The sequence below is a fragment of the Paraburkholderia sp. genome, from assembly GCF_004298475.1.
Taxonomy (GTDB): Bacteria; Pseudomonadota; Gammaproteobacteria; order Burkholderiales; family Burkholderiaceae; genus Paraburkholderia; species Paraburkholderia denitrificans.
In genome coordinates, this window is record NZ_SCRP01000017.1 from 14,432 (window position 1) to 32,325 (window position 17,894).

General features: G+C 63.6%; 17 protein-coding genes, 1 tRNA gene and 2 pseudogenes. 8 read left to right on the forward strand and 12 right to left on the reverse strand.

Annotated elements, in window-relative coordinates; translation table 11 throughout:
- Nucleotides 1-162 precede the first annotated feature (162 nt).
- From EPN59_RS09725 to EPN59_RS09750, 6 genes and pseudogenes are all read right to left on the reverse strand, one after another.
- A pseudogene (locus EPN59_RS09725) lies at nucleotides 163-429 on the reverse strand (Arm DNA-binding domain-containing protein); the annotation flags it as partial.
- A 175-nt stretch (nucleotides 430-604) separates the two neighbouring features.
- Nucleotides 605-680, reverse strand: a tRNA-Ala gene (locus EPN59_RS09730).
- A 76-nt stretch (nucleotides 681-756) separates the two neighbouring features.
- On the reverse strand, nucleotides 757-1,101 hold the full coding sequence (locus EPN59_RS09735) for a c-type cytochrome (protein WP_293045952.1): 345 nt from the start codon (nucleotides 1,099-1,101) through the stop codon (nucleotides 757-759).
- Nucleotides 1,101-1,886 (reverse strand): BON domain-containing protein, encoded by a 786-nt coding sequence (locus EPN59_RS09740; protein ID WP_293040577.1) that lies wholly within the window; start codon nucleotides 1,884-1,886, stop codon nucleotides 1,101-1,103. The genes EPN59_RS09735 and EPN59_RS09740 overlap by 1 nt, the downstream gene beginning before the upstream one ends.
- 25 nt (nucleotides 1,887-1,911) lie before the next feature.
- A complete protein-coding gene (locus EPN59_RS09745; protein WP_293040579.1) occupies nucleotides 1,912-2,499 on the reverse strand; it encodes a phosphoheptose isomerase in 588 nt (195 codons plus the stop codon).
- Between the two features lie 97 nt (nucleotides 2,500-2,596).
- On the reverse strand, nucleotides 2,597-3,031 hold the full coding sequence (locus EPN59_RS09750; RefSeq protein WP_293045987.1) for a YraN family protein: 435 nt from the start codon (nucleotides 3,029-3,031) through the stop codon (nucleotides 2,597-2,599).
- A 175-nt stretch (nucleotides 3,032-3,206) separates the two neighbouring features.
- Here EPN59_RS09750 and rsmI point away from each other — a divergent pair, with 175 nt between their 5' ends.
- Nucleotides 3,207-4,106: a 16S rRNA (cytidine(1402)-2'-O)-methyltransferase gene (gene rsmI, locus EPN59_RS09755; protein WP_293040582.1), complete on the forward strand. Its 900-nt coding sequence runs from the start codon at nucleotides 3,207-3,209 to the stop codon at nucleotides 4,104-4,106.
- A gap of 60 nt (nucleotides 4,107-4,166) precedes the next feature.
- Here rsmI and EPN59_RS09760 read toward each other — a convergent pair whose 3' ends face one another.
- Nucleotides 4,167-4,760, reverse strand: coding sequence for a septal ring lytic transglycosylase RlpA family protein (locus EPN59_RS09760; RefSeq protein ID WP_293040585.1), 594 nt, complete (start codon nucleotides 4,758-4,760; stop codon nucleotides 4,167-4,169).
- A gap of 757 nt (nucleotides 4,761-5,517) precedes the next feature.
- Here EPN59_RS09760 and EPN59_RS09765 point away from each other — a divergent pair.
- From EPN59_RS09765 to EPN59_RS09775, 3 genes are all read left to right on the forward strand, one after another.
- Nucleotides 5,518-6,162 carry an MBL fold metallo-hydrolase gene (locus tag EPN59_RS09765; protein ID WP_293040587.1) on the forward strand — a complete coding sequence of 215 codons (645 nt, stop codon included), beginning with the start codon at nucleotides 5,518-5,520 and terminating at the stop codon, nucleotides 6,160-6,162.
- Entirely contained in the window at nucleotides 6,159-6,803 is a 645-nt protein-coding gene (locus EPN59_RS09770) for an exonuclease (RefSeq protein ID WP_363928552.1), read from the forward strand. Before EPN59_RS09765 ends, EPN59_RS09770 begins: the two co-directional genes overlap by 4 nt.
- A 90-nt stretch (nucleotides 6,804-6,893) precedes the next feature.
- Nucleotides 6,894-7,352: an Lrp/AsnC family transcriptional regulator gene (locus tag EPN59_RS09775; protein ID WP_293040590.1), complete on the forward strand. Its 459-nt coding sequence runs from the start codon at nucleotides 6,894-6,896 to the stop codon at nucleotides 7,350-7,352.
- Between the two features lie 30 nt (nucleotides 7,353-7,382).
- On the opposite strand, the gene EPN59_RS09780 is transcribed toward EPN59_RS09775, so the two are convergent.
- The 3 genes from EPN59_RS09780 to EPN59_RS09790 all read right to left on the reverse strand — a co-directional run bounded on the left by EPN59_RS09780 (nucleotide 7,383) and on the right by EPN59_RS09790 (nucleotide 10,295).
- Nucleotides 7,383-8,585: a cation diffusion facilitator family transporter gene (locus EPN59_RS09780; protein WP_293040592.1), complete on the reverse strand. Its 1,203-nt coding sequence runs from the start codon at nucleotides 8,583-8,585 to the stop codon at nucleotides 7,383-7,385.
- Nucleotides 8,586-8,886: 301 nt separating this feature from the next.
- Nucleotides 8,887-9,192: an H-NS histone family protein gene (locus tag EPN59_RS09785; protein WP_293040594.1), complete on the reverse strand. Its 306-nt coding sequence runs from the start codon at nucleotides 9,190-9,192 to the stop codon at nucleotides 8,887-8,889.
- A gap of 434 nt (nucleotides 9,193-9,626) precedes the next feature.
- A complete protein-coding gene (locus EPN59_RS09790) occupies nucleotides 9,627-10,295 on the reverse strand; it encodes a pyridoxamine 5'-phosphate oxidase family protein (RefSeq protein ID WP_293040596.1) in 669 nt (222 codons plus the stop codon).
- Nucleotides 10,296-10,478: 183 nt separating this feature from the next.
- Here EPN59_RS09790 and EPN59_RS09795 point away from each other — a divergent pair, with 183 nt between their 5' ends.
- The gene (locus EPN59_RS09795) at nucleotides 10,479-11,699 is read left to right on the forward strand and encodes an MFS transporter (RefSeq protein ID WP_293040599.1); all 1,221 of its coding nucleotides are present in this window, start codon (nucleotides 10,479-10,481) and stop codon (nucleotides 11,697-11,699) included.
- A 99-nt stretch (nucleotides 11,700-11,798) separates the two neighbouring features.
- Here EPN59_RS09795 and EPN59_RS09800 read toward each other — a convergent pair whose 3' ends face one another.
- On the reverse strand, nucleotides 11,799-12,944 hold the full coding sequence (locus EPN59_RS09800) for a branched-chain amino acid ABC transporter substrate-binding protein (RefSeq protein WP_293040601.1): 1,146 nt from the start codon (nucleotides 12,942-12,944) through the stop codon (nucleotides 11,799-11,801).
- A 707-nt stretch (nucleotides 12,945-13,651) separates the two neighbouring features.
- On the opposite strand from EPN59_RS09800, the gene EPN59_RS09805 reads away from it, so the two are divergent.
- Together EPN59_RS09805 and EPN59_RS09810 are read left to right on the forward strand one after the other, a co-directional pair.
- Nucleotides 13,652-14,365, forward strand: coding sequence for a dienelactone hydrolase family protein (locus EPN59_RS09805; protein WP_293040604.1), 714 nt, complete (start codon nucleotides 13,652-13,654; stop codon nucleotides 14,363-14,365).
- 121 nt (nucleotides 14,366-14,486) lie between these two features.
- On the forward strand, nucleotides 14,487-16,028 hold the full coding sequence (locus EPN59_RS09810; RefSeq protein WP_293040606.1) for an amidase: 1,542 nt from the start codon (nucleotides 14,487-14,489) through the stop codon (nucleotides 16,026-16,028).
- Nucleotides 16,029-16,081: 53 nt separating this feature from the next.
- On the opposite strand, the gene EPN59_RS09815 is transcribed toward EPN59_RS09810, so the two are convergent.
- Nucleotides 16,082-16,396, reverse strand: coding sequence for a high-potential iron-sulfur protein (locus EPN59_RS09815; protein ID WP_293040609.1), 315 nt, complete (start codon nucleotides 16,394-16,396; stop codon nucleotides 16,082-16,084).
- Between the two features lie 880 nt (nucleotides 16,397-17,276).
- On the opposite strand from EPN59_RS09815, the pseudogene EPN59_RS09820 reads away from it, so the two are divergent.
- Nucleotides 17,277-17,864: pseudogene (locus tag EPN59_RS09820) on the forward strand (ESPR-type extended signal peptide-containing protein); the annotation flags it as partial.
- Nucleotides 17,865-17,894 lie beyond the last annotated feature (30 nt).

The following is a 17,894-nucleotide window of genomic DNA, read 5'->3' on the forward strand; positions in this document are numbered from 1 at the left end:
AAGCACAGCCCGCGTTGCATCCAGAAAGGCGCGAAGCTGGACTGTCTCCAACGGATTTAGATTTACGCGGCGCGCGCCGAGGCGAATCGACAGCGCACCGTCGTTGTCCACCGAAAAGCGCATCTGTGCCTCCAGCCGAACGGTTTCGTCTCGCTTGGTTGCGCGCTCCTGCTTTCGCACATCGCTGGGATCGATTCCGGCAACCAGTAGCGCGCGGGCCTCGTCTCTTAGATTCCGGGCCACTGCGAGCGTCACAGCCGGGTAGACACCGAACGACAGGGTATTCTCCTTGCCGCCGAACCGGTACTTGAGCCGCCAGTATTTGGCCCGGCTAGGAACGACGAGCAAATAAAGGCCGCCGCCGTCGAACAGCTTTCTAGGCTTGTCGGCGGGCTTCGCGTTCCTGATGATGGTCTCGGTCAACGCCATTTGGGGAATACTGGAGCGACTGTTTGGACAGTTGCCCCAAAAGTTATCCCTCTTCGCGTCCGAATGTCAACGGACGGCGCCGAACCTTACCGGCAAAAAAAACCCCGTAAGCATTGATCTTACGGGGTTTTTTGTCACTTTCCGAACGTCGCCGAATTTCGTCGGATTGAATTCTTGGTGGAGCGGATGAGGATCGAACTCACGACCTTCGCATTGCGAACGCGACGCTCTCCCAGCTGAGCTACCGCCCCAACGAAGCGAGGAGTATAACACAGCGAAAACCAGAAAACCGAAATCGCCACCCCACCAAAACCGCCCACCCACAAATCACTTCGAAGGCGCGCCGACAAGCACCCAGGCGACAACAGTATGAATGTCCGCAGCGTTCATCGCCGGATGCGACGGCATCGGAATCGCCCCCCAAACGCCGGCCCCTCCGTCCCGCACCTTCTTCTCGAGCCTGGCCTGCGCCCCCGCATCGCCCTTATACCGCGCCGCGATCTGCTGAAACGAAGGCCCGACGAGCTTGCGATCCACCGCATGACATCCCATGCAGGCGTTCGTGCGAGCGACAGCCTGCCCATCTGCGGCGGCAAAAACCGTCTGCGAAGCCATCAGAACGCCCATCGCCGCAAAAACCAGGCAAAAAACCACGCGCAACGAACCCCGCATCACATCGCCTTCCCGTTGCCCGGCTGCCCGGGTGACGATTCCATCACCGGCGCAGGCGGCTGCTGATCGATCGGGCGCGAACTCACCGATGCGTCCGGCACCGCGCCTACCGTCGGCTCCTCGGCGGCATTGGCCGGCGCCGGCGCGCTCGGCGCCGCAGCAATCGGAGCCGCCGCCTGGCCAGGCCGGATGTACTGATAGACCTTCACGACTTTCGCAACGCCCATCAGCTTGCTCGTCGCGTCGGCGGCCGTGGCGCCTTCCTGCTGCGTCACGAGGCCCATCAGGTAGACGGTCCCGCGCTCGCTCACCACCTTGAAGTTGTTCGCAGAGATGTCCTTGTACGCGATCAGCTCGGCCTTCACGCGTCCTTCGAGGTAGGAGTCGTTCGCCCGCGACGAGAACGAACTCGCCGGCTGCACCGCCAGTTCGTTGACGACCGACTCGACGTTCGCAATCGCCCGCGCCGTCGTCTCGGCCTTCTGTCGCGATGCTTCGTCCGGTACTTCGCCGGTCAGCAGCACGCGCTGGTTGAACACCGCCACGTTGATGTGCGCCGTGTCCGGCAAATTCTTGGTGATGTCGGACAGCGCCTTCACCTGGATCTCGCGGTCCTCGGTCTGCGAGCCCACCGTGCGCCGGTCGGTCGCCACGAGCGCCGTGCCGCCCGCCGCACCTGCAAGCGCGACGAAGCAGCCCTGCAGGCTCGCCGAGAGTGCGGCCGCAAATCCAATCGTCAGCGTCGTGCGCGCCAGTGCGCTATGGATGCCGTATCTGCTCTTCAACGTCACTCTCCTTCGTCCATCGATGTCAGTCGTCGCCCAGCAGCATCGCGTCGATGCCGTCGCACAGGCAGTGGATGGTCAGCACATGCACTTCCTGAATGCGCGCGGTCCGCTCGGACGGCACGCACAGGTGTATGTCGGTGTCCGCGAGCGCTTCGTTGACCTGGCCGCCGCCCTTGCCCGTCAGCGCGATCACGATCATTTCGCGCTCGTGCGCCTCTTCGATCGCCGCCAGCACGTTCGCCGAATTGCCGGACGTCGTGATCGCCAGCAGCACGTCGCCCGGCTGGCCGAGCGCACGCACCTGCTTCGCGAATACCTGGTCGTAGGCGTAGTCGTTGGCGAGTGCCGTGAGCACCGAGGCGTCGGTGGTGAGGGCCAGCGCCGGAAGTCCCGGGCGGTCGCGCTCGAAGCGGCCGATCAGTTCGGCCGCGAAATGCTGCGCGTCAGCGGCCGATCCGCCGTTGCCGCAAGCCAGAATCTTGTTGCTGTTCGCAAGCGCCGCGAACATCGTATCGACGGCGGCCGCGATCGGCACCGCGAGGGTTTCCATGGCCGCGAGCTTGACGGCTGCGCTGTCGCGGAAGTGTTGTTGAATGCGTTCGACGGACATCGACTCTCTAATCTGTACTGCGTATATCGCGAAAAATCCGCGTGCCTGTGTGCGGGTTGTCGCAAGTTTAGCGCACTCACGCGCGTTCTCCGCGCATTCAACTGCCATCGGCGCGGAAAGCGTCTCGCAGCCACACGAGACGCCCGCACTCGAAGGCGATCACGTCGAAGCGGCACGCGGGCGTGACGTGCCGACGTTCGCACGCGCCTTCTGCGGCACGGCCTCGCGCGAGAAAGTACCGCGCGGCGCGCAGAATGCGCTGCTGCTTGTGCCAGCCGACGCTCGCCGCCGCGCCGCCGTAACTGCGCCGCGAGCGCGCGCGCACTTCGACGAAGACCAGCGTGCCGTCCCGTTCGCGCATCACGAGGTCGAGTTCGCCGCCGCGGCAATGCACGTTGCGCGCGACAAGCACGAGCCGCTGGCGTCGCAGAAACGCGAGCGCATGCGCTTCGAAACGCGCGCCCGCCGCGCGCGATTCGGCGTTGGACTCGCGGCGCGCGTAAAAGTTGTCGCCGCGTGACGGCTGCGCCACAAGCGACGCGCTTGCGCTCTCCGTCGCCAATACGCGATGCGCGGATTCGCGTGCGCCATCCGAAAGTGTCTGCGTTGTGCGCGGAACAGCTTCGCGTGCATCCGCGCCTGCCGCTGTACGTTCCTTCGCGTGGCACAATGTCGGCCTCCTTTCTTGCGTTCGCGCGTTTCGTGCCATGACGTCCCTCCTCGAACTCGCACAGGCCCAGCAATACCCGGCCGCCACGCTGTACGTCGTGGCGACGCCCATCGGCAATCTCGCCGACATCACCTTGCGCGCGCTGCACGTGCTCGGTCTTGTCGACCGCATCGCCGCCGAGGACACGCGCAACACCGGCCAGCTGCTCGTCCGCTATGGCATGACGAAGCCGCTCATCGCCGTGCACGAGCACAACGAGCGCGAGGCCGCGCAGCGCGTGATCGACTTCCTGCGCGCAGGCGAGCGCGTGGCCTGTGTGTCCGACGCGGGCACGCCCGGCATTTCCGATCCGGGCGCGAAGCTCGTCGAGGCCGTGCGCGACGCCGGTTTCCAGGTCGTGCCGCTGCCCGGTGCGAGCGCGCTCGCAACTGCGTTGAGCGCAGCAGGCGACTGGGTGACGACGTTCACGTTCATCGGTTTTCTTCCTCCGAAGCCAAAGCAGCGTGCGAGCGCACTACAGCCGCTCGCGGCGCACGAGCACGCGATGGTGTTCTACGAGGCGCCGCATCGCATCGTCGAGACCGTTCAGGCGCTTGCGGACGCGTTCGGGCCAGAGCGGCGCCTGTTGATCGCCCGGGAACTGACGAAATTACATGAGTCGCTCCATTGCTGCACCCTGGCCGAAGGGCCAGCGTGGCTCGCCGAGGATGCCAATCGTCAACGCGGGGAGTTCGTGCTGGTCGTGGAGGGCGCGAGCGGCGCCGCTTCGTCGGACGGCGATCAAGATGCGCTATTGCGCGTGCTGCTACAGGAAGTCCCCGTGAAGACCGCCGCGAAGCTCGCCGCGGCACTGACTGGGGCGTCGCGCAACGCGCTCTACGCGCGCGCACTCGAACTGAAAGGCGAGAAAGAAGCCGACGGAAAAGCAGACGATTGAAATGAAAAAGGGCCGCCGTTCAAACGGCGGCCCTTCTGAATCAGGCGCGGCGATCGGTGATCACTGATCGCTGTTTGCGGCGACTTGCTGCGCCATCGCGAGCCTCGCCTCGTCGCGCGAAAGACCTTCGATCTTCACGTTCGCGGTGCCCACGTGCTGCAGGCCGAGCCTCTTCGCAGCCGCATATGAGAGGTCGATCACGCGCCCGCGCTTGAAGGGTCCACGGTCGTTGATCTTCACGACGACCGATTTCGCGGTTGAAGGCACGATCACGCGTACGTACGCGCCGAGCGGCAGCGTGCGGTGCGCGGCGGTCAGGTTGCCCATATTGAAGCGCTCGCCGCTCGCGGTGCGGCGTCCGTGGAACGCACGGCCGTACCACGACGCGCGGCCCGTCTGGTGAAACGACGAGACGTCCGGCCCGTTGCCGATCGGCTGGGCGCCGGCCAGCGACTTGTCGCCGCCGGTGCCCGATGCGGGCAGTGCCGCGAGCGCCGAGCCATAGCCCGGCGGTGAGCCGAACGCGGCGTGCGCGCCCGTGGTGCTGAGGGCCGCCTGATCGGACGGACTCTGCGGACCGGGCGGCATGGCGCAACCGGCCAGCACGGACACGGCTGCGAGACTCCCGAGTCTTCGAGAAAGTCTGAGTTTCATAAGCTTGCCATCACAAGTCGAAACCCTTCGGCGGCGTCGTAGCACGCGGCTGAAAGGCTTCGGCGGCGCCAGGCGCGGCAACGCTCCTCTCGCGAATGGCGAGTTCGAGCAGGCACCCGGATGCGACCCCTATCGGGTCGCCAACCGCTGGTTTTATTCCACGTCTGGCGCAACCTGTCCCCGGCAGCCTGACCAGACCCCACGTGCCGCCATCGAACGTGATTTCACGACGTGACTTCTCGTTCAGGGGCGCCAGTGACACATGGCGCGCAGGAACGGCGGCGTAGGCCCCACCCAGCGTCACGGCAGCAAGGCCGTAGCAGGCGCGTGGCGCCTGGCTGGGCAAGACGTGCGGTGCCGGAAGGACCGGCACCTGATTTGCCATCGCTTCAGTCCGCAAAAAGGCGGTCGTCCGGCGACGGCACTGCTTGACGGCGATGCATCGGAACCCTTTTTCAAGCGGGTTGCATCGCCCAGTGAAAGCACGAAAAACGTGCGCGTAGGGACGCATTATACCGAAAATCAATTCCTGTCATCCAAGTTCGCCCCGAATCCCGATGATTTATATCTATCGGTGTAACAACGCCGGTTGCCGAGCCCCGTCCAGCGGGGCTTTCCGGCGAATGCCCTTGCCTGTACGGCCAACTGCGCGACCACCTGACGCGGTCCCTCGCGTGCGCCGGTACAATCGGGGCTTTGGCCTCGGCCCGTCATTCGGGCCGCCCCGGGCCACTCCTTTTCCGCACCACCCACACGCATGAAAGTCACGCTGATTCCCGTCACGCCGTTCCAGCAAAACTGCTCGCTGCTCGTCTGCGAAGCGACGCGCTGCGCAGCGGTCGTCGATCCCGGCGGCGATCTCGAGCGCATCGAGGCCGAACTCGCGCGTCAGGAGGTTGAGCTCGAAAAAGTGCTGCTCACGCACGGCCACGTCGATCACTGCGCCGGCGCGAAAACGCTCGCCACGAAGTTCGGCGTGCCGATCGAGGGGCCGCACGAGGACGAGCGCTTCTGGATCGACAAGCTCGCCGAGCAGAGCGCGCGCTTCGGCTTCCCGGCTGCGGAGGCTTTCGAGCCCGACCGCTGGCTCAACGACGGCGACACCGTGCGCTTCGGCGACGAAGCACTGGAGGTCTATCACTGCCCGGGCCACACGCCCGGTCATGTCATTTTCTCCAGCCGTGCGCACCGTCTTGCAATCGTCGGCGACGTGCTGTTCGCGGGTTCGATCGGCCGCACCGATTTTCCGCGCGGCAACCACGCCGATCTGATCCGCTCGATCCGCGAAAAACTCTGGCCGCTCGGCGACGACGTCACGTTCGTGCCCGGTCACGGCCCGGTTTCGACCTTCGGTGAAGAGCGCCGCTCCAACCCTTACGTAGCAGACGGCGTACCCGGATGATGAACAACGTCGCTATCGAAGAGATTTACGTCAGCACCGACGTCGAGGCCGACGGCCCGATCCCCGGCCCGCATTCGATGCTGAGTTTCGCGTCGGCGGCCTATAGCGCCGACAAGCGTCTGATCGCCACCTTCTCCGCGAATCTCGCCACGCTCGAAGGCGCGGCGGCGCATCCGGTGCAGGCCGCCTGGTGGGAAACGCAGCCTGAGGCGTGGGCTGCCTGCCGCAAGGATCTGCAGGAACCGGCGGCGGCGCTCGTCGCCTACGTGGAGTGGGTCGAGGCGTTGCCCGGCAAGCCCGTGTTCGTCGCGATGCCCGCCGGTTTCGATTTCACGTTCATGTTCTGGTACATGATGCGTTTCGCGGGGCGCTGCCCGTTTTCGTGGTCGGCGCTCGACATCAAGACGCTTGCGTTCGCCATGACCGGGCTGCCCTACCGCAAGTGCATCAAGCCGCGCTTGCCGAAGCACTGGTTCGACGAGCATCCGCACACGCACGTCGCGCTCGACGACGCCATCGAGCAAGGCGCGCTTTTTTGCAACATGCTCGCCGAACTGCGCGCGCGGGAGGCCGAACGCGAGGCCGCCGACCGTGAAAGGGACGCCTCAGGGCAAAACGCCGCGCGTAACCCGGCAAATTAGGCAATCCGTCTCATCAATGGCTGCGCGCATTGCGTTTCGTTTTCCTGGCCTCTAACATTCAGGAATACACCGACACAAACGGAGGCGCAGTTGACTCTCGATTCGTTCTCTCAAAAGATCCTGCGCCTGCTGCAACTCGATGCGCGCCGGTCGGTGCAGGAGATTTCCGATCAGGTGGGGTTGTCCAGCACGCCGTGCTGGCGCCGCATCAAGGACATGGAACAATCGGGCGTGATCCAGCGTTATACGGCGCTGCTCGATCGCGAGAAGCTCGGGCTGCACGTCTGCGCGCTCGCGCATATCCATCTGACGCGTCACACCGAAGGCGGCGTCGAGCAGTTCGAGCGCGAGATCGCCACCTGCCCCGAAGTCACCGAGTGCTACAGCACGACCGGGGAATCCGACTACATCCTCAAGATCGTCGCGCCGGACATCAAGTCATACGACACGTTCCTGCACGAGCGCATCTTCCGCATTCCCGCTGTCGCGCAGGTGCGCACGAGCGTCGTGCTGCGCGAGATCAAGTTCGATACGCAATTGCCGCTCTGAAATAGCGCGCCCGGCGCGGCGCCGCCGCGCTCAACCCGCCGCGGGCGGCACGCTCGCGTGGTCGCGCGGCTCCGGCTCCGGCTCCGCAGCGGCCGCCTGCACGACGGCATGCACGACGTCGAGCCGGTCCGCGCCGATGCGCTTCTTGATCGCGTCGAGATCGACGCCTGCGACGCGCGCGACATCGTCCCCGGCAGCCAGTGCAACCTGCACGGCCAGCCCGCTGCTCAGATAGTGCAGCGTCACCGCTTCGACGTGTACGCCATGTTCGGCGAACACGTCGCGCAGCGTTCCGGCCAGCGCCTCGCGCGGCGGCAGGTTCGCCACCGAACGCACGTGCATGTCGTCCTCGGGGTCGACGTGAATGAGCGCATCGAGCACGCGCGAATCGGTCAGCACGCGCTTGCGCGCCGTCTCCGCGATGTAGTGGCCTTCGGAGACCGAAATATACGGATCGACGAGGATGTGCGCGTCCACCAGCGCGAGGTCGCCGGTCTTGCGCGTGCGCATTTCGTGGACGTCGAGCACGCCCGGCGTCGAGAGCAGCAGCGCGCGCAGGTTGGCCGTGTCCGTTTCGTCGAGTGCGCGGTCGGAAAGATCCTGCAGCGCGTCCCAGCCGAACACCCAGCCCATGCGCGCCACCATGAAGCCGACGATCGCCGCCGCAATCGGATCGAGCAGCCGCACACCCGCCAGGCTGCCGACAATGCCGATCGCCACGACGAGCGAGGACGCCGCGTCCGAGCGCGCATGCCAGGCGTTGGCGATCAGCATTTGCGAGCGCACGCGCTGCGCCTCGCGCAGCATGTAGCGAAAGAGCCCTTCCTTCGAGGCGAGCACGAGAACGGCGACCACGAGCGCGCTGATATGCACGGGCGGAATGTCACCGAGATTCGCGATGCGCGTGCCCGCACGCCACAGCATGCCCATGCCGACGGCGATCAGCAACGCGCCGAGAAAGAGCGAAGCGACGGTTTCGTAGCGGCTATGGCCGTAGTTATGATCGGCATCCGGTTTCGCGCCGCTGTGCCGGTTCGCCAGTAGCACGACGAAATCGGAGACAAGATCGGCAAGCGAGTGAATACCGTCGGCAACGAGTGCCTGTGAATGCGCAATCACACCAATCGTGATTTGCAGCACGACGAGCACCGAATTGACGGCGACGCTCACGAGCGTGGTTATGCGCGCGACCTGGTGTTTATCTGATAACGACGCGACGGCTGGAGTGGACATACGATGAAAAAAGGGCGAATGCAGGAATATCCACGATTGTAATCGCGGCGCCCTCGTAAATTCGAGACTACTACGAAAATTCCTTTTAAATCATATATCTACAGAAACGCGAAGCATTCGCATCGAGGCTGCCCGACAGCCGGATCGCAGACAGCAAAAAAGCCGCGCGTCATGACGACTTGCGCGGCTTTCGACCAGGCGGGCCCTTGGGATCGGACTTCTTCAAGACTGGCCCCTGGCGCTGCCCCATAAGGCTGAACCTCGGGACTGACCAGGACCCGCCCGATGATTTACGCCGGTATTACTTCTCGATCAGAAACCTTTCACGGTCTTGACCAGCAATCCAGCGGGGCGGCTTGCCGCGGCCGGACCACGTGGCACCGCTTTCGGGGTCGCGATATTTGGGGGCTACGCTGGCCCGCGAGCGGTTCGCCTTGGCGTTCTTGCCGCCGGCGCGGCCACCGCCGAGTTCGGCAAGCGTAATGCCGTAATCGGCCATTTTTTGCTTGATTTCGTCAAGAACTTCGGCGTATTCACGTGCCTTCGCCTCTTCAATCTGCTTCTCCAGCTTTTCACGCTGGGCGAGTAGTTCCTTGTAGGAAGACATAGTTACCTTTGTGGTTTTGGCATTTACGGCCACCGGTCTTGTGCCGGTATGCCGAATGACGGTTCTGTGCCCCGGAAAGTGGAGGCGAGATTAGCACAAAATTGAATATCCGTAAAAGTGTAAGGAATAAAAATTATTATAAACCGGGAGTCAGAATAGCCCGGTCGCAACGTGACATCCTGTGCTTCTCGTCCGCGGCTTACCCGTTTTTCATCCTTTTCTTATCCGCTACAAATCAGCACGCGCGCTTAATGGGGCGTTTGATGGATTATTCCACCCCACTTAATTATCAATTTATGGAAATGTTCTGGTTTGGAAACGTCGAACATTTCATTTCATGCGAACTTTTGCGAATACCGTCGTAGCATCATCCGAGGCAGGATGACAAGATTCAATTGTCGTGTGCCGGCGCCTGCATCACGTCAAGAAATAATTCAGACCCGATGGCGCTCGATGCAATCCGCCAACCCCGCGTACAAGGACGGAAGATCCGGTTGCGGGGCGTCAAAGATAAAGCGCGTGCGCACGCCGTCGAACCGCAGATCGGCGCCGTAGCGGTCGACGCCCACCAGTTCGAGCCCCGGCCGCCGCGCAGCATGCGCTTCGAAGAATGCGACCAGCGTTACCTCGTCCTGAGCTGACAGCGGATCGAGCGTGTCGAGATCCGCGCCGTCCAGCCAGCCCATCGCCCCAAATCCGGCGATATAGCGCAACCGCTCGACGTGCAGCACCCAGAACGCGAAATCACCGAGATCGAGATAGCGCTGCGCGTCGGGGTGATAGCGCAGATAGCGGCGCGCGACGTCTGCCTCGTCGTCGGCATCGACCGGCGCGAAGACACCGAGCAGCGTCTCGCGCGGCGCGTTGAGCACGTCGCCGTCCGGCACATGCGCGACAAGAAAGCCCGCGCGCGGATCGCCCTGCAGATTGCGGGTGTGCTCGGCAAGCCGGCTGACGAGAATCACCGGGCGGTGCAACGCGTCCGGCGCGAACGGCAAGAGGCTCGGATACGGAAAACCATGCGGCTCGCGCGCGTGCGTCGCGAGCGTACCGACCGGAACCTGGTGCAGCAAATGGAGCGGAGCTTGAGCGGGTACCTTCATGGGTGCGTCCTCTGGCTAATCGGCTTCGGCCGTACAGTGACGGCGGCGCTGCACCGGCGGCGTGCCGGGCGCGTAATCATATTAGTGCAGCGCACTTGTCGCAGTGCGGCAAGGCGTCGCGACCTTCGTTAGAATCGGCACTTACTTTCAGACACCTTCCTTTTTTCTTATCCGGAACTTCCCGTGTCCGATCGAACCGCAGAATCCGCCGTCGGCGGGCCCTCGCCCGCTGCCGCGCACCGCGCCCTGCCCGAGACGACGCGTCAGCGCGCGCGCCTTGCCACGATGGCGCTCTTCTTCATCGCCGGCATGATGTATGCGTCCTGGGGCGTGCACGTTCCGACCGTGCGCGACCGCTTTCATTTAAGCCCCGCACTGCTGTCGTGCGCGCTGTTCGCGGTCGCAGGCGGCTCGATCGCCGCGATGACGACGATCGGCGGCTGGATCGCCCGCGCCGGCACGCGCCGCGCGTGTCTTGCGGGCGGCCTCACGATGTCCGTGTGCGGCGCGCTGATCCTCGCCGTACCGGCGTTCTGGATGCTGCTCGTCGTGCTGGCGCTGTTCGGCGTCGGCATGGCGACGCTCGATGTCGCGATGAACGCCGAAGCCAGTGCGGTAGAAGAGTCGCTCGGCCGTCCGATCATGTCGGCGCTGCACGGCATGTTCAGCCTCGGCGGCATGGCGGGCGCGGCGATCGGCGGCGCGCTGCTCGCGCACGGGATGGCGCCCGCGGTCCATCTCGCGCTCGCGTCCGCGCTCGCCACGCTCGTGCTGCTCGCGTCGTGCCCGGTCGTGCTGCCGCACGTGCCGCATCCCACCCACGGCGAGCACGCGCGCACCGGCAACCGCTGGCGCACGCCCGCGCTCTGGGCGCTCGGCGGCATCGCGCTGATCGCCCTGATCGCCGAAGGCGCGATGTACGACTGGGCGACGGTCTATATGCGCGACGTGGTCGTCGCCACGCCCGCGCTCGCGAGCGCCGCGTATGCCGCGTTCTCGGGCGGCATGGCCGCCGCGCGTTTCGCGGGCGACGCCGTGCGCAAGCGCTTCGGCGCGCCGCAGCTCGTCATGGCGAGCGCGTCGCTCGCGTGTGCCGGGATGGTCGGCGTACTCGTGCTGCCGTTTGCGTTCACCGCGCTCATGGGTTTCACGCTGATGGGCCTCGGCCTCGCAAACATGATGCCGGTGCTGTTCACCGCCGCCGCCCGCGTGAAGGGCATCCATGCCGCCGAAGGGCTCGCGCATGTCGCGGGCATTGCGTATTTCGGCCTGCTGTTCGGGCCGGTCGTGATCGGCGCCATCGCGCAGGTGACCAGTCTCACGACCGGGCTGGCCGTCGTGGCGCTGTGCGCCGCGCTCATCGCGTGGGCCGCGCCGAAGGTACTCAAACGGCTCGGAATCTGACACGCCATATACGGGCAAAAAAAAGCACGCGGACTTTCGTCCGCGTGCCGCTTGATACCACTTTGATACTGCTCTCATGCCGCTTGCGCGGCAGTCGCCTTACATCTTGACGACGTCGAGCAGCGTCTTCTTGCCTGACTTGTAGTTGTACAGCGAGATCACGCCGTGCTTGAGGTCGCCCTTCGAGTCGAAGGTCGTCTCGCCGATCACGCCCTTGTAGTCGGTCGTCGGCATCGCAGCGAGGATCTTCGCCGGTTCGGTCGAGTTCGCACGCTTCATCGCGTCGACGATGATGTACACGGCGTCATACGTGAACGGTGCGTAGATCTGGATCGGCTGGCCGAAGCGCTTCTCGAACTTCGCTTCGAACTCCTTGCCTTGCGGCATCTTTTCGAGCGCCATGCCCGCTTCCGAGCACACGATGTTGTCGGTCGCGTCGCCGGCCAGATCGGACAGCTTGTCGGTACAGACGCCGTCGCCCGCGAGCACCTTCGCGCGCAGGCCCAGTTGCTTCGCCTGCTTGGCGAACGGGCCGCCGGTGGCGTCCATGCCGCCGTACATGATCGCGTCGGGGTTTTCGCCCTTGATCTTCGTGAGAATTGCGCGGAAGTCCACGGCCTTGTCGTTCGTCGCGTCATGCGACAGCACCTTCATGCCGAGCGACTTGGCGGTCTTCTCGAACTCGTTTGCGAGGCCCTGGCCGTAAGCGGTCGAGTCGTCGACGATCGCGACGCTCTTCAGGTTCAGGGTCTTGGCGGCGTAGTTGGCGAGTGCCGGGCCTTGCTGCGCATCGGTCGCGACGACGCGGTAGGTCGTCTTGAAGCCTTGCTGCGTGTAGGCCGGGTTGGTTGCCGACGGCGAGATCTGCACGATGCCCGCATCGCTATAGATCTTCGAAGCCGGGATCGAGGTGCCCGAGTTCAGGTGGCCCACCACCGCGACGACCTTGTCGTCGACGAGCTTCTGTGCAACTTGCGTGGCCGTGCGCGGGTCGGCTGCGTCGTCCTGCGCGTCGAGTTGCAGCGTAACCTTCTGGCCGCCGATCACGAGGCCCTTTGCGTTGATCTCTTCGACCGCGAGACGCGCGCCGTTTTCGTTGTCCTTGCCGAGGTGAGCGATGCCGCCCGTCAGCGGGGCGACGTGGCCGATCTTGACCACTACGTCTGCGCTAGCTGCCGTGGAAATCACGGCGAACAGCATGGCTGCGGCGCTGATCGGCAACAGCTTTTGAAGCTTGATAGTCATATAAGTCTCCAGTTTCGAACCCAAAAGCAACGTAATCGTCCCGTGCTCCCCTGCACCGAACGTGTCGCTCCCCGTGCGGACGACCACGCAGGATGCATCGTCGATGCACCTGGCGAGCATGCCGGCGGGCCCGTTCATTGCAGGCCGCCCGGTCATACTTGCGCGCAAGTGTAGGCGATCAAATTAAATGGGGGGATTTTTTTCAGATATTGGTATGAGTACCAATAGGCTTTCTACCCCCACCCTTCCAGCCCCTTAAAGATACGCTTTTACGCCTTAAATACAGGGGGTTTTCAATAGAGGCCGCAATCGGCCAGAAAGCTTCCCGGAAGCTTCGGGCGACTGAATTCAGGATATTGCGCTGATCGTGCGACGGCGTGTCACGAAAATCGGCGCCTGCATCGAGTGAAGTCGCCGGGTTTGTTATTCGTTCAATTAAACATTCGATTAATTATGTCAACGCGCAGAGCCGCGTGTGCATTGGCTGTGCGGCGCCATGCCGTGGCAAAAGCACGTGGCGAAAGCACGTGGCGAAAGCCCGTGGCGAAAGCCCGTGGCGAAAGCCCATGAGAAATTGAATAATCGGAATCGTCAGAATCCTCCCATCAGAACGTAGAACGCGCTTCAGGCGCGGCAGGCCATCGTCGGGGTGTGGCAAACTGTCCCGCATTTCGCAGACAGGCAACCCGAACAGCAAGGAGAGCAACGTGAGCGTATCGACTCGATGGATCGACATTCCGGCCGGTAACGACAGCTTCTGCGGCTTCCTCGCGCTGCCGAAAGGCGGCAAGGGCCCGGGCATCGTCATCGTGCAGGAAATCTTCGGCGTCAACGGCCATATTCGCGACGTCGTCGAGCAGTACGCGCTCGACGGTTTCGTTGCCATCGCACCGGATATTTTCTGGCGCACGCAGCCGCGCGTCGAACTGGAATATGTGGGCGCGGACCGCGACAAGGGGATCGAGCTGCTGCAAAAGACCAATGCGGCACTCGCCGCGCAGGACATCGGCGCGGCGGCCACGGTGCTGCGCCAGATGCGCGAGTGCACCGGGAAGGTCGCGGCCATCGGCTACTGCTTCGGCGGCCGCCTCGCCTATCTGGCGGCGGCGAACGACACGCTCGACGCGGCGGTCTCCTACTACGGCGGCGGCATCCAGAACGCACTCGGCGTCGCCGACAAGGTGACCGTGCCGATCCAGTTCCACTACGCCGAACTCGACCACGCCATTCCGCCCGACGCGGTGGGCCAGGTGAAAGAGCGCTTCGCAGGCCGCGACAACGCCGAATTTCACCTGTACCCGAACGCCGAGCACGGCTTTAACTGCTCGGCGCGCGCGTCGTACAACCAGCACGCTTCGGCGCTCGCGCATGGCCGCACGCTGACGTTCCTCGCCGGGCATCTGCACGCCCACGGCGGCTGACCGGCATCACAGGCGCCGGGTGACGGCTTCGGTTTCGGTTTCGCCGTCACGCTTACCGCCACAATCACCGTCAGCCAGGCGCTCACGCATCGCCCGTTCGCCAGTCACAGGAGGCCGCATCTTGCAGTCCGACTATCTGGAATATGACGCCATCGGCCTCGCCGAACTCGTCAAGCGCGGCGACGTGAGCGCGCGCGAACTGCTCGATACGGCGATTGCGCACGCAGAAGCGGCCAATCCCGCGATCAACGCGATCGTGCTCAAGGACTACGACGCGGCACGCCGCCGCGCAGCGCGGATCGAGGCGGGCGCGAACGGCATCGATGCGCTCGCCGACGGCCCGCTCGCCGGCGTGCCGTTCCTCGTGAAGGATCTCGGCGCGGCGGTGGCGGGACTGCGCATGACGTTCGGCAGCCGACATTACCGCCACTACGTGCCCGCCGAGGACGCTCCGGTCGTCACGCGCTTTCGCGCGGCGGGCCTCAACATCTTCGGCAAGACGAGCGCCTCGGAACTGGGCCAGATGCCGTACACGGAGCCCGAACTCTTCGGCGCATGCCGCAACCCGTGGAGCCTCGACCACACGCCCGGCGGATCAAGCGGCGGCGCGGCGGCAGCGGTCGCCGCGGGCGTTGTCCCGCTCGCACACGCATCGGACGGCGGCGGCTCGATCCGCATTCCCGCGTCGTGCTGCGGCCTGTTCGGCCTGAAACCGTCACGCTCGCGCCAGCCGGCTTCGAACCTCGCTCCGCCACCGGGCGCGCTCGGTGTCGATCTGGCCATCTCGCGCAGCGTGCGCGACAGCGCGTTGACGCTCGACCTCATCGCGGGCGACCCCGCACTCGCACCCGGCGCGCCGGGCACGTTCCTCGCGGCGGTTCGCGAGCCGTTCGACCACGCGAATCAACCCAGATTCGCACTCAACGTCGCGCTCATCACCGACCCGATGTTCGCCTTTTCGCTCACGCCCGAGGTACTTGCCGCCGTCGACGATGCGGCCGCGCTCGTCGCGTCGCTCGGCCATCGGGTGGAGCCGGTTGCGCTGCCGGTCGATTTCGCCGCCGCGCGCGACGCGTTTCTGATGCTGTGGTCAATCGTGGCGGAGCAGTCCGTGCTCAAGGCCGACGACGTGACCGGCACGACGCCGCGCCGCCAGGATTTCGAAGTGGCGACGTGGGCGATGGCGCATATCGGCCGCAAGTTCGGCGAGCGCAATCTGTCCAGCGCGCTCGACGTGCAGCAGCACATCACGGCGCAACTCGCCGATCTCATGACGCGCTACGACGTGATCCTCTGCGCGACGCTCGCGGCGGCGCCGGTAAAGATCGGCGAGCTTAAGCCGTCACAGACCGAGCGCCTGCAGATGCGCGCAGTCACGGCCATGCCGATGGAAGCGTTGATGCGAAAGTTGCTGATGGAGGCTTCGAACAAGGCGTTCGCCTGGGCGGGCTGTACCGAGTTGTTCAACCTGACGGGCCAGCCGTCGATGTCGGTGCCGCTGATGTGGAGCGCGCGTGGACTGCCGATAGGCGTGCAGTTCGCCGCGCGCGACGGCAACGATGCACTGCTGCTGCGCCTTGCGGCGCAGCTTGAGGCGGCGCGGCCGTGGTTTGGCCGGCGACCGCCTTTACTGCAGGCGCGTGGACCAATGCCCCGCGTCTGATTGACGCATCCGTGCAGAGTTTGCGGGAGCGGTCGATCTACGACAAACGGCGCTTAAGCCTTCTTGTTGTAGCCGTTGCACCAGCCCTTACCCGAAACCTGCTTGCCGCCGAACATCGGGCACGGGCCCCATGCGTCAGCGGCCTTGCCTTGGAACAGCGCGCAGTTGTCGCATTTCTCGCCTGCGACGTACTTGGCGAACTTCGCCTTGTCGACCTTGGTCGCGTCGATCTTGTAGCCCAGCGTCACGGCCATGGCGTCGGATTCGCTAACCTTCGTTGCGTCGGCAGCGAAAGCCTGCTTCGACAGCGCGACGGTCGTTGCAACACCAATGCTCGTGATCAGGAAGCTGCGGCGGGACGATTTCATGAAAGAGTCACTCCAATATCCAATATGTGGGGCAATACGCGGTTCTATGACAGCGCGGCGCAAGCATAACAATGAAGTTCCGGATCGGATATAGAGGCGCTCTCCCGAGACAAGCAAACTGCGTAGATATTGACCGACAGGCACCCGCCTTTCCTGACTGTCATACCAACCTCAACTCCAGCAAACAACCGCGTAATTTGCCGTTCCACAAAGCAGTTCCTCATGGTCGCAAGGGCCATATCACAGTAAATGTCAGATAAATCGCAACCACTTCAACGAGGATCGCGATTTTTCCTCTTGCACATGAAACGCGCATACGTTTACACTCCGAAAGCTTTTTGAAAGGTGAGCGGCCACCTGAAAAATGGCCGGTGTGCACCGATGTGAAGCGGCCATATTGATAGAGGTTGGCGGCTTTTCCCCGACGGACGCGGACTCAAGAGCGGGTGATGGAAACGGCGCAATAACAAGACGAAGGACGACGGTGTCACAGATGGCACCACGTCGCGCAAACGCTGCAGCTCAAACGTATCGCCAGTGACTGGCGAACACGCGCACCGCGCACGGCAACGACACTGCGGTTAGCAAAGACACATATCGCTAACGCACGGACCTGGCAGGCATCAGGCAACGCAAACAGGCATCACGACATGATTGATCAGGATTGCGAATTGACAATCCGGCTAGCAACCGCGCATCGGCTAAACCAATTCAGAAGCGCCACATCGGAGCGGCACTTGAGCGAATACAGGGGGCTATCTGGGATATCAGAGTTTCAACTGCATTTAACAAAAAGTCTCGGGTTTTGTAGGTTTTATAGAAGTTTAGTTTTGTTTATCAATTTTCCCTCATACCATCAACACGATCTCGCAATACAGAAATGAACAGGATTTACCACTCTATATTTAGTGAAGCATTGGGTTCCTGGATTGCCGTCCCGGAGCATGCTCGCGCACGCGGCAAAAAAACCGCCTCCACTGTCCTCCTTCCGGCCATTCTCGGTTTGTGTTGTTCGGGCGAGGCACTGGCTGGCGCCTTTGACGGCGGCACAATTGGTCCGGCTCTAACGTGCAACACGCCGATAGCCTACGGCTCGGGTGCGATAGCAGGAGATGGGGCGGGTGCAGCCGTATGCGGGAATAACGCAGATCCCATCGCGATTGGAGCAAACGCGGCGGCGGCGGCTAATTTCGACACTGCAATTGGCACGGGTGCAACTGCAGGTGAGCGTGGAAAGAATGATCAGGCGAATACTGCAATTGGCTCGTACGCGAAGGCGACTGGCGGAGGTGTCGCCCTGGGTGTGAAAGCAAGCGCATCCGGAACGGGCAGCGTGGTGCTCGGAAACGGTTCATCCGATGACGGCGTAAACAATGTCGTCTCGGTCGGATCGAGTAAAAACCAGCGCAAAATCGTCAATGTGGACGCCGGTACGCAAGCTACCGATGCCGTCAATGTGGGGCAGTTGAATTCATTGTCCATGTCGACTTCGGCCAGC

What these genes read in the sequence shown, in the direction of transcription:
- EPN59_RS09790 (WP_293040596.1), bottom strand. Translation starts at nt 10,295, where the DNA reads ATGAAGGTACCCGCTCAAGCTCCGCTCCATTTGCTGCACCAGGTTCCG.
- rsmI (WP_293040582.1), top strand. Translation starts at nt 3,207, where the DNA reads ATGACGTCCCTCCTCGAACTCGCACAGGCCCAGCAATACCCGGCCGCC.
- EPN59_RS09765 (WP_293040587.1), top strand. Translation starts at nt 5,518, where the DNA reads ATGAAAGTCACGCTGATTCCCGTCACGCCGTTCCAGCAAAACTGCTCG.
- EPN59_RS09785 (WP_293040594.1), bottom strand. Translation starts at nt 9,192, where the DNA reads ATGTCTTCCTACAAGGAACTACTCGCCCAGCGTGAAAAGCTGGAGAAG.
- EPN59_RS09735 (WP_293045952.1), bottom strand. Translation starts at nt 1,101, where the DNA reads ATGCGGGGTTCGTTGCGCGTGGTTTTTTGCCTGGTTTTTGCGGCGATG.
- EPN59_RS09770 (WP_363928552.1), top strand. Translation starts at nt 6,159, where the DNA reads ATGATGAACAACGTCGCTATCGAAGAGATTTACGTCAGCACCGACGTC.
- EPN59_RS09815 (WP_293040609.1), bottom strand. Translation starts at nt 16,396, where the DNA reads ATGAAATCGTCCCGCCGCAGCTTCCTGATCACGAGCATTGGTGTTGCA.
- EPN59_RS09760 (WP_293040585.1), bottom strand. Translation starts at nt 4,760, where the DNA reads ATGAAACTCAGACTTTCTCGAAGACTCGGGAGTCTCGCAGCCGTGTCC.
- EPN59_RS09745 (WP_293040579.1), bottom strand. Translation starts at nt 2,499, where the DNA reads ATGTCCGTCGAACGCATTCAACAACACTTCCGCGACAGCGCAGCCGTC.
- EPN59_RS09780 (WP_293040592.1), bottom strand. Translation starts at nt 8,585, where the DNA reads ATGTCCACTCCAGCCGTCGCGTCGTTATCAGATAAACACCAGGTCGCG.
- EPN59_RS09800 (WP_293040601.1), bottom strand. Translation starts at nt 12,944, where the DNA reads ATGACTATCAAGCTTCAAAAGCTGTTGCCGATCAGCGCCGCAGCCATG.